Consider the following 23,381-nt stretch of genomic DNA (forward strand, 5'->3'; position numbering starts at 1 on the left):
AGTGCGTTATTCTCGAATTAACCTATCGTAATATTTTATATATCGATATATAATCCTGCCACAACTAGAAAATGTAGTGTTTTATATAATGTCGTCTTCTCAAAGCAAAACTATTGATCGCATCGATCGTAATATTCTCATTGAGCTGCAAAAGAATGCTCGTATATCCAATATAGAGTTGTCTAAAAGAGTAGGGCTAAGTCCAACACCATGTTTAGAAAGGGTTAAGCGATTAGAAAAAGAGAAGTATATCAAAGGCTACCAAGCGATATTAAACCCCCAAAAGCTTGAAGCTGCATTACTTGTATTAGTGGAAATAACCTTAACCAAAACCAGTCCTGATGTTTTTGATGATTTTTCTAGGGCGGTCCATGACCTTGATGTTATACAAGAGTGTCATTTAGTGTCTGGAAACTTTGACTTTTTACTTAAAACCCGCGTTGCAGATATGGTCGCCTATCGAGAATTACTAGGTGATACTTTACTTCGTTTGCCCTCTGTAAGCGAAAGTAGAAGTTATGTTGTTATGGAAGAGGTTAAATCGACTAATTTTCTACCGATTAAACGTTAATCGCATCATTGAGCTCAAGTAAGTGATTTAAACATTTAACTCCTTACAATAGTTTGTTATTTTACTGTATATAAACATACCCGTATTACTGCAACTTGAGTGGTATGGCTATAAAATAGTTATTAACTCGGTTTATTATATTGTCTACAGAATCTCCTACTCAAAGTAAATTAAATGGTGTGCAACGATTACTAGAAGCTGGTTTGTTGGTTTCTTTTCTTTTTGCCATGTTTATTATGTTAGCGCTATTTAGCTTTAACCCCGCTGATCCTGGTTGGTCTCAAAGTGGTTATCAAACACCTATTCGTAATTTAGGCGGTGCTGTTGGTGCTTATATTTCTGACCTACTGTTAAACTTATTTGGTTTTATTTCTTATAGTCTACCCTTTGTTACTGCAATAACAGGGTGGTTATTGTTTCAAAAATATCATCGCTTAATTCAATTAGATTACTTAACCTTAGGGTTAAAGTGTATTGGCTTTATTCTTTTTTATATTGGTATAACATCAATTGCCAGTATGAATTTTGATGATGTCTTTTACTTTTCAGCTGGTGGTATTATTGGTGACGCGTTAAGTCAAACGGTGCTGCCTTATTTTTCTTTTGTCGGTAGTACTTTATTATTCTTGACCTTTCTCCTCTCTGGTTTTGTGCTACTAACCGGTTTCTCATTGATCGCCTTTATTGATAAAACCGGTGCTTATACAATACTATTCGCCCAATATTTATTAACGATACCTCAAAAACTACAAGCCTACTTCACTGCATTGAAGACTGAAAAAGTAAAAAAACAAGTATTGGTTAGTACTGTTGAGAAAAAAGAACAGCCAGTGGCTTTACCTGAGCTAACTGAAAAACAACCGGCAAGTTTTCAAATAGATGAAAATCTAGTGGATGAAAACGAAGAGCTACATCATGCTTTTGATGCAATAAATGAACAAGAATATGAAGACATTATTGCCCCGAGTAAAAAAGATCTTTCTTTTGATCTCGAAGAAGACATTGAGCACTTTGTCGCAATAGATGACCTTATCGGTGAACCACTCGCTTTTAATGTTCAAGAACATGTTAGCGATGATGAAATAACGGCTGCCTTTGAGAAAGTTGATCCAATCAATGTTGAAGAACCGATAAAGGTCGCGGTAAAAAGAGATAGCGCAACTTACCAAGGACTACCGGGGCTTGATTTATTAGATCGCCCCAACCGGACTGAAAACCCTATTGACGAGAAAGAGCTTGAATTAGTCAGTCGACTAGTTGAGGAAAAACTCTTAGAATTTGGTGTAAAAGCTGAAGTCGTTGGTGTTTATCCCGGACCTGTTATTACCCGTTTCGAGTTAAATTTAGCGCCAGGTGTTAAAGCCAGTAAAGTAAGCGGTTTGTCGCAAGATATTGCCCGTTCTTTATCCGCTAAAAGTGTCCGTGTCGTTGAAGTTATTGAAGGTAAATCTGTCATTGGTGTTGAGTTACCCAATAAATATAGAGAAACGGTGTATTTTACTGATGTCATTTCTGCCCCGGCATTTGCTGCATCAAGATCCCATTTAGCCATGGCGATTGGTAGCGATATTTCAGGTAAACCCGTGATAGCCGATCTAGCCAAGATGCCTCATTTATTAGTGGCAGGAACAACAGGCTCAGGTAAGTCAGTTGCGGTTAATACCATGATTGTCAGTATATTGTATAAATCCACACCTGAAGATGTGCGGATGATAATGATCGACCCCAAACAAGTTGAACTCTCTGTTTATAACGGTATTCCACATTTGTTAGCTGAAGTGGTTACCGACATGAAAGAAGCGGCTAACGCGCTGCGCTGGTGTGTCGGTGAAATGGAACGTCGCTATAAACTTATGTCGTCTCTGGGTGTACGTAACCTTAAAGGCTACAATGAAAAAGTGCTTAATGCTATTGAAGCTGGAGAGCCGTTAATCGATCCTACTTGGCAACCTAATGATGCTTTTACGCAAACGCCGCCTTTGTTAGAAAAATTGCCTGCGATTGTTATACTCGTTGACGAATTTGCCGATATGATGATGGTTGCAGGTAAAAAAGTCGAAGAACTTATTGCGCGTATTGCTCAAAAAGCCCGAGCGGCGGGTATGCACTTAATTTTAGCGACTCAACGCCCCTCAGCGGATGTAATTACCGGTTTAATTAAAGCTAATATTCCAACCCGTATGGCACTGCGAGTACAATCAAGAATGGAGTCACGTATTATTCTTGACCAACAAGGTGCTGAACAGCTGTTAGGCATGGGAGATATGTTTTATTTACCGCCTGGCGAGGCTGTTTCTGTGCGTGTTCACGGCGCTTTTGTTAACGATGACGAAGTACATGCTGTTGTTGCCGACTGGAAGTCTCGTGGCGAACCTAATTATGTTGAAGAAATATTGTCAGGTGATACTGATAATGAAATTTTATTACCCGGAGAGCAAGCCGAAGCCGATGAAGCGGTTGAACTTGATACCTTGTATGACGAGGCGGTTGAATTTGTCACTAAAGGTCGACGTGTCTCCATATCAAGTGTGCAACGTAAATTTAGAATTGGTTATAACCGTGCAGCACGTATTGTTGAAGATATGGAAAACCAAAGTGTGGTAAGTTCACCAGGCCATAACGGTGCCCGTGAAGTATTGGCACCACCACCTGTAAGAGATTTGTAGGTGTTATTTTTCCCGACTTATGTAGTCAAGTTATAAGGATAACTGAATGAATTTTTCCCTAAAAAAAACAGCACTTTTATCATTTTTTTCTGTTGTTGTATTAAGCAGTGCAAGTACCTCCGTTTTTGCTTTGCCGTTCAATGAACCGACCAATGTTATAGAAAAGCCAAGCAACGATGCTCTAATCATTAAAAGTAATTTAATACAAAAATTAGCAAAACTTGAATATTTTACGGCAAATTTTAACCAGCAAGTTCTGGATGCCGAAGGTAATGAGTTACAAAACGCTTTGGGTACTCTAGCGGTTAAAAAACCTAACTTAGTACACTGGAAAACGGCAGAACCAGATGAGTCATTAATCGTTTCAGATGGTGATACCTTATGGTTTTTTGACCCGTTTGTAGAGCAGGTTAGTGCTTATCTTTTAGAAAAAGCGCTACTCAATACCCCCATTTTATTATTAACAAGCAGCGATCCAACACTATGGCAACATTATAGTGTTAGCTCGACCGATGAAAACAATTACCTCATTCATGCCAATGATAATAATGCCCAAGTGAAGACGTTAGAATTACGTTTTAAGAAAAATAGTAATATGCTTACTAGCTTTACTATTTTAGACGCAACAGGGCAGTTAAGCCTGTTTAAGCTTTCACAGTTTGACCAAGTAACTGTTCCCGAAAGTGCACTATTTACCTTTAAAATACCCGAAGGTGTTGAGTTAGATGATCAACGCTAACGACGACGCTAATGGCTCTTTACCTTTAGATTTCGCTGATGAAGGAATGATTGAAACTGACAATGACGATGATCAGTTTCAACCATTAGCGGCCAAACTTCGCCCTAAAACATTAGCCGATTATCAAGGTCAACAACATATCTTATCGCCAGGTATGCCGTTAACGATCGCGATTGAGCAGGGGAAGTGTCATTCTGTTATCTTTTGGGGGCCGCCGGGTACAGGCAAAACCACCTTAGCAGAAATTATCGCTAGTCATGCAAATGCCGAGGTTGAACGCTTATCGGCGGTAACCTCGGGTATTAAAGATATACGTCAAGCAATAGATAATGCTAAGCAACGTTTACTTCGCCATAAAAAACGCACCGTATTATTTGTTGACGAAGTTCACCGTTTTAATAAAGGACAGCAAGACGCTTTTTTGCCTTTTATTGAAGATGGCACCATTATTTTTATTGGCGCGACCACTGAAAATCCCGCTTTTGAACTTAACCAAGCAGTTTTATCACGTGCACGTGTTTATACTTTAAAAAAGTTAACGCGTGATGATTTATCAATTATTTTAACGCGCGCTTGTGAAAATCAGCAAAACAGCAAAAACATTAAGATATCTATTGCCGATAATGCCCAGCAGCAATTATTAACCTTGGCGAATGGCGATGCACGACGTCTATTGAATGTCTTTGAAAACTGCGTTGATATTCTGTCAGGATCCAAAATCACTATTACTTTAGAAACTGTTGTGCAAGTAGCGGGCAATAAAATTGCTTTATACGATAAAGGTGGTGATGCCTTTTATGATTTGATCAGTGCTTTTCATAAATCTGTGCGCGGTAGCTCTCCTGATGCCGCACTTTATTGGTACGCGAGAATATTAGCAGGGGGCGGAGATGCACTTTACGTCGCCCGTCGGCTGTTAGCGATCGCCAGTGAAGACATTGGTAATGCCGACCCTAGAGCAATGCAACTCGCTATTAATGCTTGGGATACTTTTCAGCGTGTCGGACCTAGTGAAGGTGAGCGAGCTATAGCTCAAGCAACTGTATACATGGCTTTAGCACCGAAAAGTAATGCCGTATATATGGCTTTTAACCAGGCCAAAGAGCTTGCTAAAAATACTGCAGAGCTCGACGTCCCCTTTCATTTAAAAAATGCCACCAGTAGTATTACTAAAGAACTCGGTCATGGCAGCGAGTATAGGTACGCTCATAATGAAGATAATGGCTTTGCTGCAGGGGAAAATTATTTTCCTGAATCCTTGCAACATACCTTGCTTTATCAACCAACAGACCGTGGCTTGGAAAAACAGTTAAAAGATAAACAAAATTTTCTCAATGAATTAAATAACCAAAGTAATAATAAACGTTATGACTAATACCATTAGTACCTTTTCATTATATCTATTTGTAGCACTTGGCGGAGCGTGTGGGGCAAGTCTACGCTTTTATTTTTCGCAATTAATATTGAATTGGCTCGGAAAAGGTTTCCCTTTTGCGACATTGGCGGTTAATATTTCCGGTTCATTGATCATGGGCACCTTATATGGTCTTATTGAAAATGGTGTAATTGAAGTAAGTGTCTACCGAACCCTTATAGGTATCGGGTTTCTAGGAGCTTTCACCACATTTTCAACCTTTTCATTGGATACACTTTTGTTAATGCAACAAGGTGAATTCCTAAAAGGCATGATAAATATATTACTTAATGTCAGCTTATGTGTTTTTGCTGCTGGTATTGGGCTGTACTTAGTAACTTATGCGACTAAGTAAACAAAGCTAAAATAAATAAACAACCACTTAACTTGTAGATGTGAATAAAATGCTTGATCCAAAATTATTTAGAAATGATATCGAAGCCACTGCGGCACAATTAGCGAAACGTGGCTTTTCTTTAGATACTGCGTTATTAATCGATCTAGAAGAGCAACGAAAAGCTTTTCAGATCAAAACCCAAGAATTACAAAATCAACGCAATACCCGTTCAAAATCTATTGGCCAAGCTAAAGCGCGTGGAGAAGATATTCAGCCATTATTAGCTGAAGTGAGTCAATTAGGTGCTGATCTAGATGCTGCCAAAATTGAACAAGATGATGTGCTTGCTAAAATTGATGATATTCTTTCGGCGGTACCAAATTTAATCGATCATTCAGTCCCAGACGGGGCAAGTGAAGATGATAATGTTGAAATTAAACGCTGGGGAACACCTCGTGTCTTTGATTTCGAAGTTAAAGATCATGTTGATGTTGGTGCTGGTATTGGCAACGGTTTAGATTTTGAAAGTGGTGCTAAACTTGCGGGAACACGTTTTGCGGTTTTACGTGGCCAAATTGCTAAAATGCACCGTGCGCTTGCACAGTTAATGCTTGATGTTCATACCGAAGAGCATGGTTATCAAGAAATGTACGTGCCTTATTTAGTGAATCAAGATTCACTTTATGGCACAGGACAGTTACCTAAATTTGGTGAAGATTTATTTCACACTGATTTAAGTAATAAAAAATTCTCTTTGATCCCAACGGCTGAAGTCCCTTTAACAAATTTATTAAGAAATGAAATTGTAGAAGAGGCCGAGTTACCTATTAAGATGTGCGCGCATACCCCATGTTTTAGAAGTGAAGCCGGTTCAGGTGGTCGTGATATTCGCGGTCTAATTCGCCAGCATCAGTTTGATAAAGTTGAAATGGTGCAGATTGTTAAGCCAGAAGATTCATTTACCGCGTTAGAAGCCTTAACAGGTCATGCTGAAAAAATTCTTGAAAGATTAGAATTACCTTACCGTACCGTTATTTTATGTACGGGTGATATTGGTTTTAGTGCAACTAAAACATTCGATATCGAAGTATGGTTGCCTGCACAAAATACTTACCGTGAAATCTCTTCTTGTTCTAACATGGGCGACTTTCAAGCTCGCCGCATGCAAGCACGCTTTAGAAGCAGTGAAACGAAGAGACCTGAATTATTGCACACCTTAAATGGCTCTGGCTTAGCGGTTGGTCGTACATTAGTCGCTATTTTAGAAAATTACCAACAAGCTGACGGCAGTGTAAAAATTCCAACAGCATTACAACCTTACATGAATGGTTTAACACAGATAGGCTAACGCTACTTGTTAACCTTCCTCTATTAATAGCAATAAAAATCCAATACCTAGGTATTGGATTTTTTTGTTTTAATTTGAATTTTTAATCGGGTGATCGGGTCTATAAATATAACTATTTCGTTATTATATTATTTATAAAGGTGAGTTGTGTTGAAGAGTTTATTTATTCAAGCTGTGGTGTTTTTAGCTATCTTTCAAGCACTGACAATGTTCAGAGAATCAGACATGCTATCAACGGGAGAACAGATAACGCCACAAACTGTTTCATTAGAAACGCTCGATGATAAAACCATTGAACTTGCCAATTTTAAGAAAACTACCATTATTTATTTTTTTGCTCCTTGGTGTCAAATATGTCATATCAGTATCAGTAATCTTCAAGAGACATATGAAAATAACCAACAGATAAATGTTATCGCCATTGCATTAGATTATGTTGATAAAAAAGAGGTCTTTGATTTTTCTAGCCAGCATCAATTAACTTTCCCTATTGCTTTAGGTACAGAGCAAATCAAGCATCAATTCAAGATAGAAGGTTATCCAAGTTATTATGTCATTGATGATAAAAATACCGTTATTGCAAAATCAATGGGCTATTCTTCTGAAATTGGGCTGTTTCTTAGAACACTTTAACGCATATTACTTCTGATCTTTTCATTGTTTGTGTACACTGTGGCTATTCATAATAAAAATAGCAGATCCTGTCATGCAAATTACCTCTAACTTTGATAGTGGAAATATCCGCGTTATTGATGCAAGCCAAGCCGATAATATTCAACTTGAAATTGTTAAAGACAACCAATCTGATTTTTATCAGTGGTTTCATTTTAAACTTAATAATACCGATCGTTGTGAACATACCCTTCATTTAATGAATGCTGGAACTTCTGCTTACACAGAAGGATGGACAGATTATCAAGCAGTGGCTTCCTACGACCGTGAGCATTGGTTTCGTGTACCAACTGAATTTGATGGAGAAAAACTGAGTATTACTTTAACCCCAGAATATGATTCAGTTTACTTTGCTTATTTTGCTCCGTATAGCTACGAACGTCATCAAGACTTACTGCATCAAGCGCAATTAGATATTGATTGCCAGTTGCAAGTTTTAGGACAAACCCTTGATGGACGCGATGTGTCAGTATTAAAAGTTGGAGAAGAAGGTCCCAACAAGAAAGTTATTTGGGTTACTGCTCGTCAACATCCTGGTGAAAGTATGGCTGAATGGTTTATGGAAGGTTTTATTGACCGTTTGCTCGATGAAGACGATGGCGTTGCTCGCTCACTCTTAGACAGTTCGGTGTTTTATTTAGTGCCTAATATGAATCCTGATGGTTCAGTTCGAGGACATTTAAGAACAAATGCTATCGGTACTAATTTAAATCGTGAGTGGTTAGAGCCTTCAATGGCACGTAGCCCAGAAGTATTCTTGGTGCGTGAGAAAATGTTAGCTACCGGTGTTGACATGTTTCTTGATATTCATGGCGATGAAGCTCTACCGTTTAACTTTGTTGCTGGCTGTGAAGGTGTCCCCGCATATGACGCTAAACATCAAGCCTTAGAAGAAAAATTCAAAGCCATTCTTCTAGCGGTAACTCCTGAGTTTCAAGATGACAAAGGATATGATAAAGATGAACCCGGCCAAGCTAACTTAACTGTGGGTGCTAATTGGGTGGGTAATAACTTCAAATGTTTGTCTTATACCGTAGAAATGCCTTTTAAAGATAATGACTTATTACCAGACCGCAGTGTCGGTTGGTCAGACACGCGTAGTAGCTTATTTGGTCGTGACTTTTTAACAGCTATTTATCATGTTGTTGATGATTTACGCTAAACCTATCTAAAATCAATAATTGAAGTTCGATGATCGTTTAAGTGCTATATCAAGTTGCACTTAAATGATTAGCGGCCCTCAACCGTCGAACAACAAATTAAATAATAATAATAATAAATCTGGAGTGTCATGTGGAAGCGATTGTAAATACCATTAACGGCTATATTTGGAGCCCGTACTTAATTTATCTCTGTTTAGGAACGGGGGTCTTTTTCTCTGTTTTAACGCGATTTGCGCAAGTACGTCATTTTAGAGAAATGTTTCGCCTATTGCTTTCGGGTAAAAGCTCAGAAAAGGGTATCTCATCTTTTCAAGCATTAGCGGTGTCTTTATCTGGACGTGTTGGTACTGGTAATATTGCAGGGGTTGCCGCTGCCATTGGTTTTGGTGGACCTGGCGCGGTATTTTGGATGTGGGTGGTTGCCTTTTTAGGCGCAGCAACGGCTTATATCGAATCAACTAATGCTCAAATTTATAAAGAAGAAGAGGACGGTCAGTACCGTGGTGGCCCAGCTTACTACATTGAAAAAGCCTTAGGTCAAAAATGGTATGCTTGGATATTTGCTTTATCAACTATTCTTGCCTGTGGTGTTTTATTACCTGTTGTGCAATCAAACGGCATCGGTGATGCTATGGTCAATGTGTTTGGTGCCGGTGGTTCAGTTAGCTCTTTTATGGGCGACTTACCTTTAACGAAAGTATATGCAGCAGTATTTATTGTTTTATTACTTGGTTTTATCATTTTTGGTGGTGTTAAGCGTATTGCTAACTTTACCCAAATTGTGGTGCCTTTTATGGCGCTTGCTTACATTATCATTGCGTGTACTATCATAGCATTGCATATTGATCAGCTACCTGGTGTCTTTATGCTAATTATTACCGATGCTTTTACGCCAATGGCGGGGTTTGGTGCAGCAATTGGTTGGGGTGTTAAACGCGGAGTTTATTCAAATGAAGCCGGACAAGGTACTGGACCACATGCTGCTGCTGCTGCAGAAGTTGAACATCCAGCGCAACAAGGATTAGTGCAAGCCTTCTCAGTTTATATTGACACCTTATTTGTTTGTTCTGCTACTGCGTTTATGATCTTAATCACACAGTCGTATAATGTTATGCCAGAAGGCGCGACTAGTTTTGTTGTTAGTAACTTAGCCAGTGACGTTGTTATTAGTGGTCCTGCTTTTACGCAAATTGCGGTCGATAGTGTTTTAACCGGTTTTGGTAAACCCTTTATTGCTATTGCTTTGTTTTTCTTTGCCTTTACAACGGTACTAGCTTATTACTTTATCGCGGAAAATAATGTTTCTTATATTAATAAAACAATTAAAATGCCGGCACTTAGATTCCTCCTTAAAGTGGTGCTAATGTCAGCAGTCTTTTACGGTACTGTTGCAGAACCTAGTGCTGCTTGGAGTCTTGGTGATATTGGTGTTGGGTTAATGGCTTGGTTGAATATTTTTGCACTTATCGCCATCTTCTTTATGGCTAAGCCCGCGATTAAAGCACTAAAAGATTATGAACGTCAGCAGAAATTAGGGGTGACAAAATTTACCTTTGACCCTAAAAAGCTTGGTATTGAAAAAGCTAAATTCTGGGAAGATCGTTTTAATAAAAACAAGTAATTTTATTTATAATTGATTTACTTTTATTAATTTGCAATAAAAGTAAAATTACTTTAAAAAACGTCCAATAGGACGTTTTTTTTTGCTTAAATTTAGGTAGAATATTAACACTAATTATTTTATGGAGCGTTATCTTCCTATGGCTGTAATTAATTGCCCAAACTGTAAGAAAAAGATATCTGACAAAGCGAAGTTTTGCTCTCATTGTGAAATCGATTTGACCAAAGTTGATGCCAGTCAAATAGCATCAATGAAAAAATTGAGCAAAATAGATCAATCCCAAAAACTGATGAATCACTCATTTATCGCTATGTTACTTTTTTGTGGTGGTTTTCTATTTTTGTATTGGCAAGACGCACAGCAGGGCACATGGCAATATTTTATAAGTATTGGTGCGGCAGTGGTTGGCTTTATTTGGTATATTGCAACTCGCATTCGTTTGCTGATGCTTAAATACCGAAATTAACATTAACTTTTCTCGTAAGAATTAAGAAACAAAGGCTGTAAATATAACAATGGATATTATTTCATTAGTAGACGATATGTCAGAAGAAATGTACTTGCGCTTAAAGTGTGCCGCTGAAACGGGCAAATGGCCAGAGGGAACTATAGTTGATACAGCACAAAAAACATCAGCGCTGCAAATTACCATGGCTTATCAATCAAGACATTTAAATTCAGATCAAATCTTAAGCGTTGGCGCAGATGGACTTATCGTAGATAAAACTAAACGCCAGTTGAAAAGCGAGTTCGCTGATCTTAAAAACAACCCAGACAATAATATTGCAAGGTTTTCCGATTTATGATTTTTTCTAAATTTTTCAAAGCAAAATGGCAAAGTAAAGAACACAATGTTCGGTTAACGGCAATCAGTGAAGATTTATTACTTAGCAATCCCGATGACTTAGTTATATTAACAAATCTTGCACAAACAGACCCTAACGAATTAGTGCGCCGCGCTGCTCTCATTAAAATGGCTGATTTTACTGTTTGGCATAGAAACAGTATCGACAACGATAATAAAAAAGTCCGTGAATATTGTCTTAAGCAAGTAGAAAAGATTCTGCTTGGCCAGCACGAAATAACGATCAGTAATCAAGACAAATTAATCTTATTGAAAAGCAATGATAAGTTACCGTCCTTGGAACTATGGTTACAAAATGAAACACAAGCCGATGTTGTTATCGCTTTATTTGAAAAAATTAATAAACCATCGTTAACCCATTCAATTTTTACCCATAAGCAAGATGAAGTCGTACAAGCTTATTTACTCAAACAAGTATTGCCTCTTGATGTATTAGATAAATTACTTAAAAAATCATGTAATGAAAAAATAAAAACTAATATTGAGCAACAGTTACAACATTTACACGAGTTGGCAGAACAACCTGACAAAATTAAAAAAGGTGTTCAGTTAGTTTTAGCAAAGTTACTTGCTTTGAAAGAGGTCAATGATTATCTGCAACTCAAAGAAAAACAAGCTGAATTAGAAACGCAGTGGCAAAACTATTATCAAGACTTCTCTTGTCTCTCTTCGCCAGAAGCTGAAAACTTTACAGACAAGTATAAAATCATTAATAGCCAACTCATTAAACATTTTTCTCCGTTACATGAAGCCCATCAACAAGAAATCATTGCTGAAAAATTAGTGGCAGACAAACGTTTGGCTAATGAGCATTTTAATAGTGCCCTTAATGAAATGAGTAAAAAGCTTACCACAACAATTTTTGAAAGTGGTGACCTTGATGAAGCTGAGTATCAAGATAAACTTGAACAATTACGTGGAGAAATAACCTCTTCAATATTAAACAGTAAAGAACAACAACACTTTATTGCTTTAGTAAAAGCCCAAGCAAAAAAACTGGCTCAATTGCCTGAGATTGCACAATCGGTGAGTGATGCAACCCATCTAATTTCAAAAATATCACAAGTAGCTTTACCTAAAAACATTGAAGAATTGAACCTTCGTAAACCTCTGTTCGATCAGTGGCTACAAGAATGGAAAACTGTTGAGCTAAAAGCGGCAGGGGTATTACCACAATCTATTGTTGACGCCTTTAAAGAAATAAAACAACAATGGCAGCAAGGGCTAAAATCGTTAATTAAAGAACAAGGCTTACTCTTATCACAATGCCAGAAAAAAGTTGCTGACGTAAAGCGCTTAATAATGACGGGTAAGTACAATGCGGCTTTTGGTGTTTTCAAAAAAGCTAAAAAACATTTTGATGGTTTATCAGAAGAGCAAAAGTCACGAGTTCAACGTGACTTTGATGATATAGCAGATAAAATTGCCGAATTAAGTGATTTAGAGCAATCTATTGCTACGCCTAGAAAACAGCAGTTACTTGTGGATATTAAGTTACTCGTTGATCAGCCAATTGATAACCCCAATGAGCAAGCAGCAAAAGTTAAACAATTTCGTGTTACGTGGAATTCACTTGGACATGCTGAAGAATCAATTGAAAAAGAGTTAAATTACCAATTCAACGCACTTTGCGAACAAGCTTTTGCTCCATGTCGGTTATTTTATGCAGAACAAGAAAAGTTACGTGAACTACATCTTGAATCTCGCCAACAACTTATTAGTAAAGCGCAAAGCTTTGCCGACGACTTTTCTGCAAAACTCAATGAAGGCATTGATAATGAAGCCATCGATTGGAAGTTTACTGATGCAACACTCAATAAATTAATACAGCAATGGCAAAACGCGGGGCAGGTTGATAAAACTAAATTCAACTTACTTAGTCAATCGTTTACGGCGAGCTTACAACCCGTTAAAGCTGAATTAAGAAATTATCATCAACGTAACAGTGATAGCAAAAACCTATTGATTGCTCAAGTTACTCAAGCATTGAACGACGATGACGTTTTCTCTGCAATTGAGAGTGTTAAAAAACTGCAAACACAATGGCAAGCCATTGGCTACAGCGGTCAACGTGAAGAGAATCAGCTTTGGCAAAAATTTAGAAAAGTGAATGACCAGCTATTTTCAAAGCGTGATGAAGCTAAGTTGCTTGAACAATCGAACCGTGAAAATCAACAAATTGAATTATCACAACAATTACAAAGCTATCAGCAACAACTAGTCGCGGATATATCAGAAACAGCGTTATTAAGCTTACAAGTAAGTATTGAAGAATTACGTGTAAAAATTACCAGTCAACGTCCGGTAATAAGAAGTGCCGTAACCTTAGCTGAAAAATTACTTGCGCAAATATCTCAACAACTCATGCAAATGACAGAAAACAAAAAGGCCAAGACTTGGCAACTTGTTTTCGATTGCTTAGAAAGTTTAGCTACTAATAAACCGGAAACGGCAGCAGATTTTTCTGAAACACTGGTAGATTTACCCAATGTTTGGCAGAAACGTTTACAAGAGTGTTATCAAAACAGCAAACTGATTGACCGAAGTAACAAAACCCTTGAACTCGAAATTTTAGCAAGTAAAGAGTCACCTGCAGAATTTAAAGCCGAGCGGATGCAAGTACAGGTACAATTATTACAAAATCAAATGTTGTCAGGGCAATCTATCGATTTAACTAAATCGCTTATTGAATGGTTAAAATTAGGGGCGTTATCTGCAAATGATTTACCATTACTGGCCAGAGTTAAACCTATTTACTGTTAATGTAACATAAGTTTTATATGAGTTGAATGTGAGTTTATTTCATTAATTATACTTAACAATAGCCCAAAGCCACTGATTATTTAGTGGCTTTTCCTTTTCTGGTGTTTACTAAATATTGCCAGTTTTTTAAGGAGAGTAAAAACGGGCTACTATTATATTTAATGTTGATTTTATCCCGATCACCGGTAACGCGTAACTGTTTATTTAAAGGATAATCCTTGTAAATCGACGAGTATAAGTACCGGTGTTGTTCTAAGTTGTTGATTTTAAATGTTTTATATTCTTTGTTTGGGCTAGGGGTGATTTGGCAGTATAGGAGAGATAAATAAGGCTGCCATGTTTCTTAATCATAGCAACCAGAGCGTAATGGTTTAATGAGTCGTGAGTTCACCACGGAGATTTTCTTGTAAAAGACGACAAATTTCAGCTTGAGCTAATTCTTTACTGAGTAAGTAATGTAGTTTAGTTAATGTTGCTTCTAGCGTCATATCACCACCACCGACAACACCACATTTACTTAATGCGACGCCCGTTGCATAACCTTCCATATTCACAGTCCCTTTTATACATTGGCTACAATTTACCACGACAATTCCTTGATGATAAGCTTGCGTTAAACAAGCAAGTAGCTGTTCATCTTGTGGCGCATTACCGACGCCATAACTGCGAATAATTAACGCTTTTACCGGTTGCTTGATAATATTGGCGACTAGTTCACTAGAAATCCCTGGGTACAAATGAACAACACCTATCGGTTGTGGTGTTATTTGTGCGACCGAGAATGGTTGGGTAACAGCAACGTTGAGTTTACCTTCAAGGAGCTTAATATTAATTCCAGCTTCGAGAAGTGGCGACATATTGGGGGAATCAAAAGCGTTAAAACCATCAGCGTAAGCTTTAATGCAACGGTTACCCCGGTATAATTTATTATTAAAATACAAGCCCACTTCATTAATGGGGTAGTTTGCCGCAATATAAAGTGAATTTAACAGATTTACTTGTCCGTCTGAGCGTAATTGGCTTAACGGAATTTGTGAGCCGGTAACAATGACAGGTTTAGATAAATTTTCAAACATAAACGAAAGCGCAGAGCTGGTATAAGCCATGGTATCTGTACCATGAAGAACAACAAAGCCATCGTAATTATCGTAATTAGCTTTTATATCATCGGCAATACGTTGCCAATCTTGCGGCGTCATATTTGATGAATCAATTAATGGTGAATATTCATTAATGGTAAAGTCAGGCATCTCTTGTCGATGAAAATCAGGCGTACCATTAATTGACTCGGTTAAATGTCCTTTTACCGGAACACAACCTTGGCCGCTGTTTTTCATGCCGATGGTACCGCCAGTGTAGGCGATATAAATGCGTTTTTTCATGCTGTTACCTTAGAATTATTACTATCTTGTCGTTTGGTCTGATAATCACGTGCGCTTGTTAAATATTGTTCTCTATTCACTTCCATGTGAATATAACAAAGCGATTTAGGTCACTGCGAACTAATTAATTTCACAGGTCATACATAAGGAGTAAACCCCTTGCGGATCATTAAGTATGTTGAGGTGAGATAGCTGTGCTTTCATTTCTAAAAATAATTTATCCGTATTGCTTAGAGTCATTATTTCAGTTTCAGGAAAGAAAGTCTTCGCTTGACCTAATAACCCTTGCAGGAAAAGATCTTTTGGCGTTTGTTCTATTTCAATCAATAAGGTTTCAAACGTTGCTAACTCGGCTAATTCTGCTGCTGCATTAATAGCGGTCGTTAAGTTGCCTAACTCATCAACAAGCCCTAACTCTTTCGCTTTTGCACCTGACCAGACACGTCCTTGGGCTATACTATCAACTTGCTCAAGGCTCATATTTCTATTTTCAGCGACAAGGCCAATGAAGTCTTGATAGCCTCTATTAATATTTAATTGAAATACTCTTGCCATGCCATCAGTCAGTGGGCGGGTTACACCAAATCCGGCTATATCAGTGGTACCAACGCCATCAGTGTAAACACCTAGTTTGCTTAATGAATTCTCAAAGGTCATGAAAAATCCATAAATACCAATTGAGCCGGTGATCGTTGCTGGAGAAGCTATTATTTTATCAGCAGGTGCCGATATCCAATAGCCCCCAGAAGCGGCATAAGTTCCCATTGAAGCAACAACAGGTTTTCCTGCTAACTTGATCAGTTCAATTTCTTGACGAATAATTTCAGAGGCATAAGCACTTCCACCCGGGCTATCGACACGAAGAACTACCGCTTTCACCTTATTGTTTAAACGCGCTTCTCTTAATAGTGATGCTGTACTATCCCCGCCAATGGTTCCTGGCTTTTGGCGACCATCTAAAATAGTCCCCTTAGCAACAATAACGGCGACTTTATCGGTATTTGGGTTAACCATTGGATACATAGGTTTAGTGGCAGACAAATAATGTTTGAAACTAATATGATTATAGCTATCACCGGCTGAATTTTTTCCAACAAGTTTAATCAAAGACAGCTTCATCTCTTGACGATTTTTTAACGCGTCAACCCAAAGATTATCTAAAGCATACTGCGCAATATTACCATCAGCTTGCTCAAGTTTTGCCACTAAAACATCAGCATTTTCATCAAAATTATCAATCGAAAATTTTCGGTTGCTTGCGACATCACTTTTATATTGTGACCATAAATCAGTTAACCATAATTTGTTGGCTTCTTTAGCCGCCGCTGACATATCGTCGCGCATGTATGGTTCTACAGCAGATTTATAGGTACCGACTCGAAATATATGTTGGCTAATAGAGAGCTTATCTAATGCAGATTTAAAATAAAGTTGATAACGGCCATAACCGTCAAGTAACAACCAACCACGAGGATTGAGCCATACTTCATCAGCAGAGCTTGCCAAGTAATATTGGTCTTGAGAATATTGATCGCCAACAGCAATTATTTTTTTACCAGCAGCTTTAAACGTCTCTAAAGCTTGGGCAATGTCTTGTAATTTACTTAAACCCGTGCTGTTAAGTCCTTGAAGCTGTAATACGATCATTTCTATACGGCTGTCATTTTTTGCTCTTTCAATGACATTCAATAAGTCGCTAAGTAAAACTTCTGGGTTTTTTTCTTTTTCTTCTAAGGCTTCTGATATTAAAGCATCCATCGGGTCAATCGCATTCTTTTGTTCAACGATATCTCCAGTAAGATTTAACACTAAGGCTGTATTGTTAGGAACAACGATCTTGTCATCATCGCTGCCAAGTGCCGCGATAAATAAAAATAAAACCAGAAAAAAAACAACATTAATAATTATTTTTCTAAATGAATTTAATAAACTAAAAAATTTTAAAGTAACTCGTTTTAAAGCACTTTGCTTTACAGGAGCATTAGGTAACGATGTGGGTTCTGTCATAATATCCGGCACAGTTAGTATGTAATTGTAATTACTGGCTATGCTACTTAATTATTGATCACTTATGTAGTCTGATTAGTAAATAAATGTGTTATTAGCGAACTTTTTTCATTATATGTTACGCCTTTGATTTTTTGTGCAGGTCTGTTGACCCGTATTGATTATTATCTATGTTGTTTATTAAACAAGATGTAGGGATCCGCGTGCACTTTGAAGGATAACGGGTATATAATCCTTAGTATTGAAACTACCCATGAGTCTTTATAATTAATGAATGCCAAAGAATTATTATTAAAACGACAATCTAATCCTAGGTTAATATCACCAGCCCCTGTTGCTAGCGATGTTGAATTTATATTGAACGCTGGAATGCGTGTTCCTGATCACGGTTGTTTATCACCATGGTTTTTTACCCTTGTTAAAGAACAAGGGTTAGATAAGTTAAGCCAGATATTTGAAGATGTCGCTAAAGTTCATCAGTTTACTGAAGCTAAAATACAAAAAGCCAAAAATATGCCGTATCGTGCACCGTTAATTATCGTTGTTAGCACGCGGTATCAAGCGCACGACAAAGTGCCTAAATTTGAACAAGCAATCGCAGCAGGTTGTTGTGCCCATGCTATGCAAATGGCTGCCTTTAGTTTAGGTTATGGCGCTGTGTGGCGAACGGGTGATTTTAGCTACGATTCATCAGTAAAACGTGGTTTAGGAATAGACCAAGACGATGATATTATAGGATTTATTTACATAGGCACCGCCGAAAACGATCGTCCTATTAAACCCGCTAAAAGCTTAACGTCTCATGTTTCATATTTGTAAAATAAAGGGGGGGAGCGATGAATATTGAAATTTTGGATGCGCCTGAGCAAGCACTAATAGATTTTTTAGATAAAAAAATTGCAGATTTCAATTGGGCTCACTGGGAAGTAAGCGAACGAAAGCCATTAGCTATTCAAATAAAGGACGAACTAGGTAACATTATTGCTGGTTCATCCGCACGCACCTTTGGTAATTGGCTGTTAATTAATACGCTGTGGGTTGACGAGTCACTTCGTGGTAAAAAAATGGGTGTTAAGATATTAGCACAACTTGAAACTGCAGCAGTGGCGAGGGGATGTACGTTAAGTATGCTTGATACTCTGAACTTTCAAGCAATGCCATTTTATGAAAAGCAAGGTTATCAAACAAAATGGGTACAAGAAAATTATCCAAAAACAGGCTGTAAATATTTTATGGTAAAAGAACTTACTGAGTAAACCAGATATTTCACCCATAAAAAAACCTCAATAATGAGGTTTTTTTATGGGATTATTATTCTTAGCCTAGAACGCAGCGTTGTTTGGCGTTCTTGGGAAAGGAATTACGTCACGAACGTTTTGCATACCGGTAGCATAAGCCACTAAACGCTCAAAACCTAAACCAAAACCTGAATGAGGAACAGTGCCGTAACGACGTAAATCGCGATACCAACTGTAATCATCTTGGTTTAAATTCATTTCGGCTAAACGCGCATCAAGTACATCAAGACGTTCTTCACGTTGGCTACCACCAATGATTTCGCCAATACCTGGTGCTAAAATATCCATAGCAGCAACGGTTTTGCCATCATCATTTAAGCGCATGTAAAATGATTTAATATCTTTAGGGTAATTTTGTAACACGACTGGGCCATTAAAATGTTCTTCGGCTAAGTAACGCTCGTGCTCTGAATTAAGATCAACACCCCAAGCCACTTTGTTTTCAAATTTCTTATCACAATTTTCTAATATTGTAATAGCGTCAGTGTAATCTAAACGGACAAAATCATTATTAATAACAGAATTCATACGGTCAATAACTGTTTTATCAATGCGTTGTTGGAAGAAATTCATGTCATCACTACGTTCATCAAGCACAGCTTGGAAGACATATTTCAGCATTTCTTCTGCGAGGTCAGCAGCATCAGACAAATCAGCGAAAGCGATTTCTGGTTCAATCATCCAAAATTCTGCAAGATGACGTGTTGTGTTAGAATTTTCAGCACGGAAGGTCGGTCCAAAAGTATAAACTTTTGAAAGGGCACATGCATAAGTCTCAACGTTCAATTGACCTGAAACGGTTAAGAAAGTTTCTTTACCAAAAAAATCTTTAGCGTAGTCAACATTACCTTTATCGGTGCGAGGTAAGTTTTCCATATCAAGCGTACTAACACGGAACATTTCGCCAGCGCCTTCACAATCTGAGCCAGTAATTAACGGCGTGCTGATCCAAAAGTAACCTTTACTGTGTAAAAAGCGATGTACCGCTTGAGCTAACGTATTACGAACACGAGCAACAGCTCCGCCCATATTAGTACGAGCACGAAGATGTGCTTGCTCTCGTAAAAATTCAATGCTGTGACGTTTTGCTGCCATAGGATAGGTATCAGGATCATCAACCAAACCAAGTATCTCTACTTTAGTTGCTTGAATTTCAAAAGATTGGCCTTGGCCCGGAGACTCAACCAAAATACCGGTGACTTTAACTGAAGCACCCGTAGTCAATTTTAATATTTCTGATTGATAATTATCGAGATCACTGGGTGCGATAGCTTGAATCGCATCAAAACATGATCCATCATGAACCGCTAGGAATGAAATACCTGCTTTAGAATCACGGCGAGTGCGGATCCATCCGTGTACTGTAACTGCTTCACTTACTGGGTACTTACCAGCAAGTACATCAGTGATTGAGATAACTGACATTATCAACCTCTTTTCTTTATTTAATTATTGTCATAGATTTTGTCGGTGCACAGACCCAGTGTAGAATACTGAATTTATTTGCACTAACTTTAAGGTGTGATATGTTACCTTTACTGCGGTGTTTAACAAGTAAAAGTTGCTGATCCGGTCTATATAAAAACAAAAAACAGTAATATTGACTTTAGAGGGTTTGAATCAATGATATTGGGATTAAAAAACAGGCGACATTCAACAGATTTTTGGGTTCTCTTAAGCCGAACTTTGGCATTAAGCGGATGGATATTATTCATTTTTGCTATTGTTATGTCTTATTATGCTGCACCAGAGCAAGATTATGGTTTATTGCGCTTTAGAAATATCGAAATAAGGCAATTTTGGTTAACGCCATTAACGGGCTATTTATATATCGTGCTTTGGGTAAGTGCACTTTGTAGTTACCTTTGTTTGGTTGTCGATCACTATCGCACTAGAAGAGAACAAGACAGTAAGCATTTTAATATCGTTCTGCTACTAACGATAACGGTTGCTTGGGTCATCTATATATTAGTGAAACTTAACTTGGCGTAAGATTATTAATAATTCTACGCCGTTTTACCTAACAGCAAATCTGTGTCGGTTAATCTTCAAAACACTGCTGCTCATCGAGTACCGTGCTTATCGCCTTAACAAGTTTCGCTAAAGCCCGTTCATCACTAATAAAGGGCGGCATAATATAAATAAGCTTGCCAAACGGTCTGATCCAGACACCCAATTCAACAAATCTTTTTTGTATCTTTGCCATATTAACCGCAACCCTTGTTTCTACCACACCTATACCGCCTAAGACGCGGGCATTTTTTACTCTTGAATGTTGATTTAACACTAATAAGTGTCGCGTTAAATAATCTTCAATAAAACTCACTTGCTGTTGCCATTCTCCTGTTGCCAAAAGCTCTAGACTTGCATTTGCAACCGCACAAGCCAGCGGATTAGCCATAAACGTTGGGCCGTGCATAAAACATCCGGCTTCTCCATCACTGATGGTCTTTGCGATTTCTTGCGTACACAAAGTTGCTGCCAGGGTCATATAACCGCCGGTCAGGGTTTTTCCTAAACACATAATGTCAGGACTTATATCCGCCCAATGACAAGCAAACAATTTTCCTGTACGGCCTAAACCCGTAGCAATTTCATCAACAATAAATAACACCTGATATTGCGTACATAAGGCGCGACAAGCTTTTAAATACTCAGGATGATAAAAGCGCATACCACCAGCACCTTGGACAATAGGTTCAATAATAAAGGCGGCAATATCATTATGGTGTTGTGCAAATAAGGCTTTTAAGGGCGCTAACTCAGCGTTATCCCAAGGTTGATAAAAATCACACTGTGGCGCAGGAGCGAAAATGTTTTTCATTAATACACTTTCAAAAATTTGGTGCATACCATTAACAGGATCGCATACCGACATTGCGGCAAAAGTATCACCATGATAACCATTTTTAACGGTCAATAATTTATGCTTCTCACTTTTGCCCTGACTGTGCCAATACTGTAATGACATTTTTATGGCAACTTCTACCGATACAGAGCCAGAGTCTGATAAAAAAACTTTTTGTAGCGGCTCTGGTGTGATCTCAATGAGCTTCTTACACAAGTTAATAGCGGGTTCATGCGTTAGGCCCCCAAACATAACATGTGCCATCTTTTGTGTTTGATCAACAAGCGCCTGATTTAACTTTGGATGATTGTATCCGTGTAAAACAGACCACCAGGACGACATACCATCAACAAGTTCTTCACCCGTAGCTAACTTTATATAAACGCCCTTGGCCGATTCAACTAAGTATGAGGGCAGAGGGTTTGACATCGATGTGTAGGGATGCCAAACATGTTTCTTATCAAAATCGATTAAATCTGTATGTTTTTTGTTCATATGTAAAGCTTGCAATGTTTTTTATGTTGACAATTAATGACTGGCGTATAGATTACCTGCTAATATTTAGCGATGCAATTTTCACATTTACATTTTACAGTAAAGGTTTCACATGTCACAAACGAATATACCTCGTCATGATTGGTCAATAGCAGAAGTGGAAGCATTGTTTGCTCGACCTTTTAGTGACCTTATGTTTCAAGCTCAAACCGTTCATCGTGAACACTTTAATCCTAATGAAGTACAAGTTAGTACCTTATTGTCAATCAAAACAGGTGCTTGTCCTGAAGATTGTAAATATTGCTCGCAAAGTGCACGCTATAATACTGATGTTCAAAAAGAACGTTTGATGGAAGTTGAAAAAGTATTAGAAGCAGCAAAGGTAGCGAAAGACCAAGGGTCAACGCGTTTTTGTATGGGGGCAGGTTGGAGAAATCCAAAAGCTCGTGATATGCCCTTTGTGTTAGAGATGGTCAAAGGTGTTAAAGCACTTGGCTTAGAAACCTGTATGACATTAGGCATGATTAACGGAGGTCAAGCCGATGAATTACAAGAAGCTGGGTTAGATTATTATAACCACAACTTAGATACTTCTCCTGAACATTATAACTCTATTATTACCACACGCAGCTATCAAGACCGATTAGATACACTGCAAAACGTCCGTGATTCGGGAATGAAAGTTTGTAGTGGTGGTATTGTTGGTTTAGGCGAAAATGCTCAAGACAGAGCGTCATTTTTAGCACAATTGGCTAACTTACCTAAACATCCTGAAAGTGTTCCAATTAATATGCTGGTAAAAATTGCCGGAACACCACTCGCAGATGTTGACGATTTAGAAGCTTTTGATTTTGTTCGTTGTATAGCGGTTGCACGTATTATGATGCCTAAAAGCCATGTGCGTTTATCAGCTGGGCGCGATGCAATGAACGAACAAATGCAAGCAATGTGTTTCTTAGCCGGTGCCAACTCAATATTCTACGGTTGTAAGTTGTTAACTACAGGCAACCCTGAAGCCAATAAAGATATGCAGTTATTTGCAAAATTGGGCATTAATACTGAAACAGTGGCCACCGATGATATTGAGACTGAGCAAAAAATAACGACTGCCGTTGTCAATCAGCAAAATAAAGAACTTTTTTACGACGCTGCGCTTTAACGTTTATTTACTGATCAAGAGCCAAGCTGAAAT

Annotated in this window: 20 protein-coding genes; 16 read left to right on the forward strand and 4 right to left on the reverse strand. The window is 38.1% G+C overall.

Annotated features, from left to right (window positions below; all coding sequences use genetic code 11):
• The first annotated feature begins 88 nt into the window (after positions 1 to 88).
• The 12 genes from lrp to H4J70_RS00250 all read left to right on the forward strand — a co-directional run bounded on the left by lrp (position 89) and on the right by H4J70_RS00250 (position 14,159).
• On the forward strand, positions 89 to 571 hold the full coding sequence (lrp, locus tag H4J70_RS00195; protein ID WP_182244674.1) for a leucine-responsive transcriptional regulator Lrp: 483 nt from the start codon (positions 89 to 91) through the stop codon (positions 569 to 571).
• A 140-nt stretch (positions 572 to 711) separates the two neighbouring features.
• Complete coding sequence (locus H4J70_RS00200) at positions 712 to 3,237, forward strand: DNA translocase FtsK (RefSeq protein WP_220470349.1); 2,526 nt, start codon at positions 712 to 714, stop codon at positions 3,235 to 3,237.
• A 46-nt stretch (positions 3,238 to 3,283) separates the two neighbouring features.
• Positions 3,284 to 3,976: an outer membrane lipoprotein chaperone LolA gene (gene lolA, locus H4J70_RS00205; protein ID WP_182230892.1), complete on the forward strand. Its 693-nt coding sequence runs from the start codon at positions 3,284 to 3,286 to the stop codon at positions 3,974 to 3,976.
• A gap of 46 nt (positions 3,977 to 4,022) precedes the next feature.
• Positions 4,023 to 5,351 carry a replication-associated recombination protein A gene (locus H4J70_RS00210; RefSeq protein ID WP_182221977.1) on the forward strand — a complete coding sequence of 443 codons (1,329 nt, stop codon included), beginning with the start codon at positions 4,023 to 4,025 and terminating at the stop codon, positions 5,349 to 5,351.
• Entirely contained in the window at positions 5,344 to 5,745 is a 402-nt protein-coding gene (crcB, locus tag H4J70_RS00215) for a fluoride efflux transporter CrcB (protein WP_146800116.1), read from the forward strand. The genes H4J70_RS00210 and crcB overlap by 8 nt, the downstream gene beginning before the upstream one ends.
• Positions 5,746 to 5,794: 49 nt before the next feature.
• On the forward strand, positions 5,795 to 7,075 hold the full coding sequence (gene serS, locus H4J70_RS00220) for a serine--tRNA ligase (protein WP_070373544.1): 1,281 nt from the start codon (positions 5,795 to 5,797) through the stop codon (positions 7,073 to 7,075).
• 147 nt (positions 7,076 to 7,222) lie between these two features.
• Entirely contained in the window at positions 7,223 to 7,708 is a 486-nt protein-coding gene (locus H4J70_RS00225; RefSeq protein WP_310733602.1) for a TlpA disulfide reductase family protein, read from the forward strand.
• A 73-nt stretch (positions 7,709 to 7,781) separates the two neighbouring features.
• Positions 7,782 to 8,909 (forward strand): carboxypeptidase family protein, encoded by a 1,128-nt coding sequence (locus H4J70_RS00230; protein WP_182215217.1) that lies wholly within the window; start codon positions 7,782 to 7,784, stop codon positions 8,907 to 8,909.
• 131 nt (positions 8,910 to 9,040) lie between these two features.
• On the forward strand, positions 9,041 to 10,531 hold the full coding sequence (locus H4J70_RS00235; RefSeq protein WP_182244673.1) for a sodium:alanine symporter family protein: 1,491 nt from the start codon (positions 9,041 to 9,043) through the stop codon (positions 10,529 to 10,531).
• 139 nt (positions 10,532 to 10,670) lie between these two features.
• Complete coding sequence (locus H4J70_RS00240; protein WP_182244672.1) at positions 10,671 to 10,997, forward strand: zinc ribbon domain-containing protein; 327 nt, start codon at positions 10,671 to 10,673, stop codon at positions 10,995 to 10,997.
• Between the two features lie 49 nt (positions 10,998 to 11,046).
• The gene (locus H4J70_RS00245) at positions 11,047 to 11,337 is read left to right on the forward strand and encodes a YeaC family protein (RefSeq protein ID WP_070373547.1); all 291 of its coding nucleotides are present in this window, start codon (positions 11,047 to 11,049) and stop codon (positions 11,335 to 11,337) included.
• Entirely contained in the window at positions 11,334 to 14,159 is a 2,826-nt protein-coding gene (locus H4J70_RS00250; RefSeq protein WP_182250455.1) for a DUF349 domain-containing protein, read from the forward strand. The genes H4J70_RS00245 and H4J70_RS00250 overlap by 4 nt, the downstream gene beginning before the upstream one ends.
• 371 nt (positions 14,160 to 14,530) lie before the next feature.
• Here the strand turns inward: H4J70_RS00250 and ansA are convergent, their stop codons facing one another.
• Both ansA and sppA read right to left on the reverse strand, forming a co-directional pair.
• Positions 14,531 to 15,541: an asparaginase gene (ansA, locus tag H4J70_RS00255; protein WP_182250456.1), complete on the reverse strand. Its 1,011-nt coding sequence runs from the start codon at positions 15,539 to 15,541 to the stop codon at positions 14,531 to 14,533.
• Positions 15,542 to 15,661: 120 nt separating this feature from the next.
• Positions 15,662 to 17,548, reverse strand: a complete 1,887-nt coding sequence (gene sppA / locus H4J70_RS00260) for a signal peptide peptidase SppA (protein ID WP_182230894.1) — start codon at positions 17,546 to 17,548, stop codon at positions 15,662 to 15,664.
• Positions 17,549 to 17,818: 270 nt separating this feature from the next.
• Between sppA and H4J70_RS00265 the strand changes: the two genes are divergently transcribed.
• Both H4J70_RS00265 and H4J70_RS00270 read left to right on the forward strand, forming a co-directional pair.
• A complete protein-coding gene (locus tag H4J70_RS00265) occupies positions 17,819 to 18,367 on the forward strand; it encodes an NAD(P)H nitroreductase (RefSeq protein ID WP_182215208.1) in 549 nt (182 codons plus the stop codon).
• A 17-nt stretch (positions 18,368 to 18,384) separates the two neighbouring features.
• On the forward strand, positions 18,385 to 18,804 hold the full coding sequence (locus H4J70_RS00270; RefSeq protein ID WP_182204314.1) for an N-acetyltransferase: 420 nt from the start codon (positions 18,385 to 18,387) through the stop codon (positions 18,802 to 18,804).
• Between the two features lie 66 nt (positions 18,805 to 18,870).
• On the opposite strand, the gene asnS is transcribed toward H4J70_RS00270, so the two are convergent.
• On the reverse strand, positions 18,871 to 20,271 hold the full coding sequence (gene asnS / locus H4J70_RS00275) for an asparagine--tRNA ligase (protein WP_070373551.1): 1,401 nt from the start codon (positions 20,269 to 20,271) through the stop codon (positions 18,871 to 18,873).
• A 303-nt stretch (positions 20,272 to 20,574) separates the two neighbouring features.
• On the opposite strand from asnS, the gene H4J70_RS00280 reads away from it, so the two are divergent.
• A complete protein-coding gene (locus tag H4J70_RS00280) occupies positions 20,575 to 20,838 on the forward strand; it encodes a hypothetical protein (RefSeq protein WP_259364644.1) in 264 nt (87 codons plus the stop codon).
• A gap of 49 nt (positions 20,839 to 20,887) precedes the next feature.
• Here H4J70_RS00280 and bioA read toward each other — a convergent pair whose 3' ends face one another.
• The gene (gene bioA, locus H4J70_RS00285; RefSeq protein ID WP_182215200.1) at positions 20,888 to 22,189 is read right to left on the reverse strand and encodes an adenosylmethionine--8-amino-7-oxononanoate transaminase; all 1,302 of its coding nucleotides are present in this window, start codon (positions 22,187 to 22,189) and stop codon (positions 20,888 to 20,890) included.
• A gap of 112 nt (positions 22,190 to 22,301) precedes the next feature.
• On the opposite strand from bioA, the gene bioB reads away from it, so the two are divergent.
• Complete coding sequence (bioB, locus tag H4J70_RS00290; RefSeq protein ID WP_070373554.1) at positions 22,302 to 23,348, forward strand: biotin synthase BioB; 1,047 nt, start codon at positions 22,302 to 22,304, stop codon at positions 23,346 to 23,348.
• The last annotated feature ends 33 nt before the right edge of the window (positions 23,349 to 23,381 follow it).

It is taken from the genome of Colwellia sp. BRX8-9, assembly GCF_014077245.1.
GTDB lineage: Bacteria > Pseudomonadota > Gammaproteobacteria > Enterobacterales > Alteromonadaceae > Colwellia_A.

Bases quoted from the DNA above. Each gene is read 5' to 3' on its own strand.
- lrp (WP_182244674.1), top strand. From the start codon at position 89: ATGTCGTCTTCTCAAAGCAAAACTATTGATCGCATCGATCGTAATATT.
- lolA (WP_182230892.1), top strand. From the start codon at position 3,284: ATGAATTTTTCCCTAAAAAAAACAGCACTTTTATCATTTTTTTCTGTT.
- H4J70_RS00210 (WP_182221977.1), top strand. From the start codon at position 4,023: ATGATTGAAACTGACAATGACGATGATCAGTTTCAACCATTAGCGGCC.
- crcB (WP_146800116.1), top strand. From the start codon at position 5,344: ATGACTAATACCATTAGTACCTTTTCATTATATCTATTTGTAGCACTT.
- serS (WP_070373544.1), top strand. From the start codon at position 5,795: ATGCTTGATCCAAAATTATTTAGAAATGATATCGAAGCCACTGCGGCA.
- H4J70_RS00230 (WP_182215217.1), top strand. From the start codon at position 7,782: ATGCAAATTACCTCTAACTTTGATAGTGGAAATATCCGCGTTATTGAT.
- H4J70_RS00240 (WP_182244672.1), top strand. From the start codon at position 10,671: ATGGCTGTAATTAATTGCCCAAACTGTAAGAAAAAGATATCTGACAAA.
- H4J70_RS00245 (WP_070373547.1), top strand. From the start codon at position 11,047: ATGGATATTATTTCATTAGTAGACGATATGTCAGAAGAAATGTACTTG.
- H4J70_RS00250 (WP_182250455.1), top strand. From the start codon at position 11,334: ATGATTTTTTCTAAATTTTTCAAAGCAAAATGGCAAAGTAAAGAACAC.
- ansA (WP_182250456.1), bottom strand. From the start codon at position 15,541: ATGAAAAAACGCATTTATATCGCCTACACTGGCGGTACCATCGGCATG.
- sppA (WP_182230894.1), bottom strand. From the start codon at position 17,548: ATGACAGAACCCACATCGTTACCTAATGCTCCTGTAAAGCAAAGTGCT.
- H4J70_RS00265 (WP_182215208.1), top strand. From the start codon at position 17,819: ATGAATGCCAAAGAATTATTATTAAAACGACAATCTAATCCTAGGTTA.
- H4J70_RS00270 (WP_182204314.1), top strand. From the start codon at position 18,385: ATGAATATTGAAATTTTGGATGCGCCTGAGCAAGCACTAATAGATTTT.
- asnS (WP_070373551.1), bottom strand. From the start codon at position 20,271: ATGTCAGTTATCTCAATCACTGATGTACTTGCTGGTAAGTACCCAGTA.
- H4J70_RS00280 (WP_259364644.1), top strand. From the start codon at position 20,575: ATGTCTTATTATGCTGCACCAGAGCAAGATTATGGTTTATTGCGCTTT.
- bioA (WP_182215200.1), bottom strand. From the start codon at position 22,189: ATGAACAAAAAACATACAGATTTAATCGATTTTGATAAGAAACATGTT.
- bioB (WP_070373554.1), top strand. From the start codon at position 22,302: ATGTCACAAACGAATATACCTCGTCATGATTGGTCAATAGCAGAAGTG.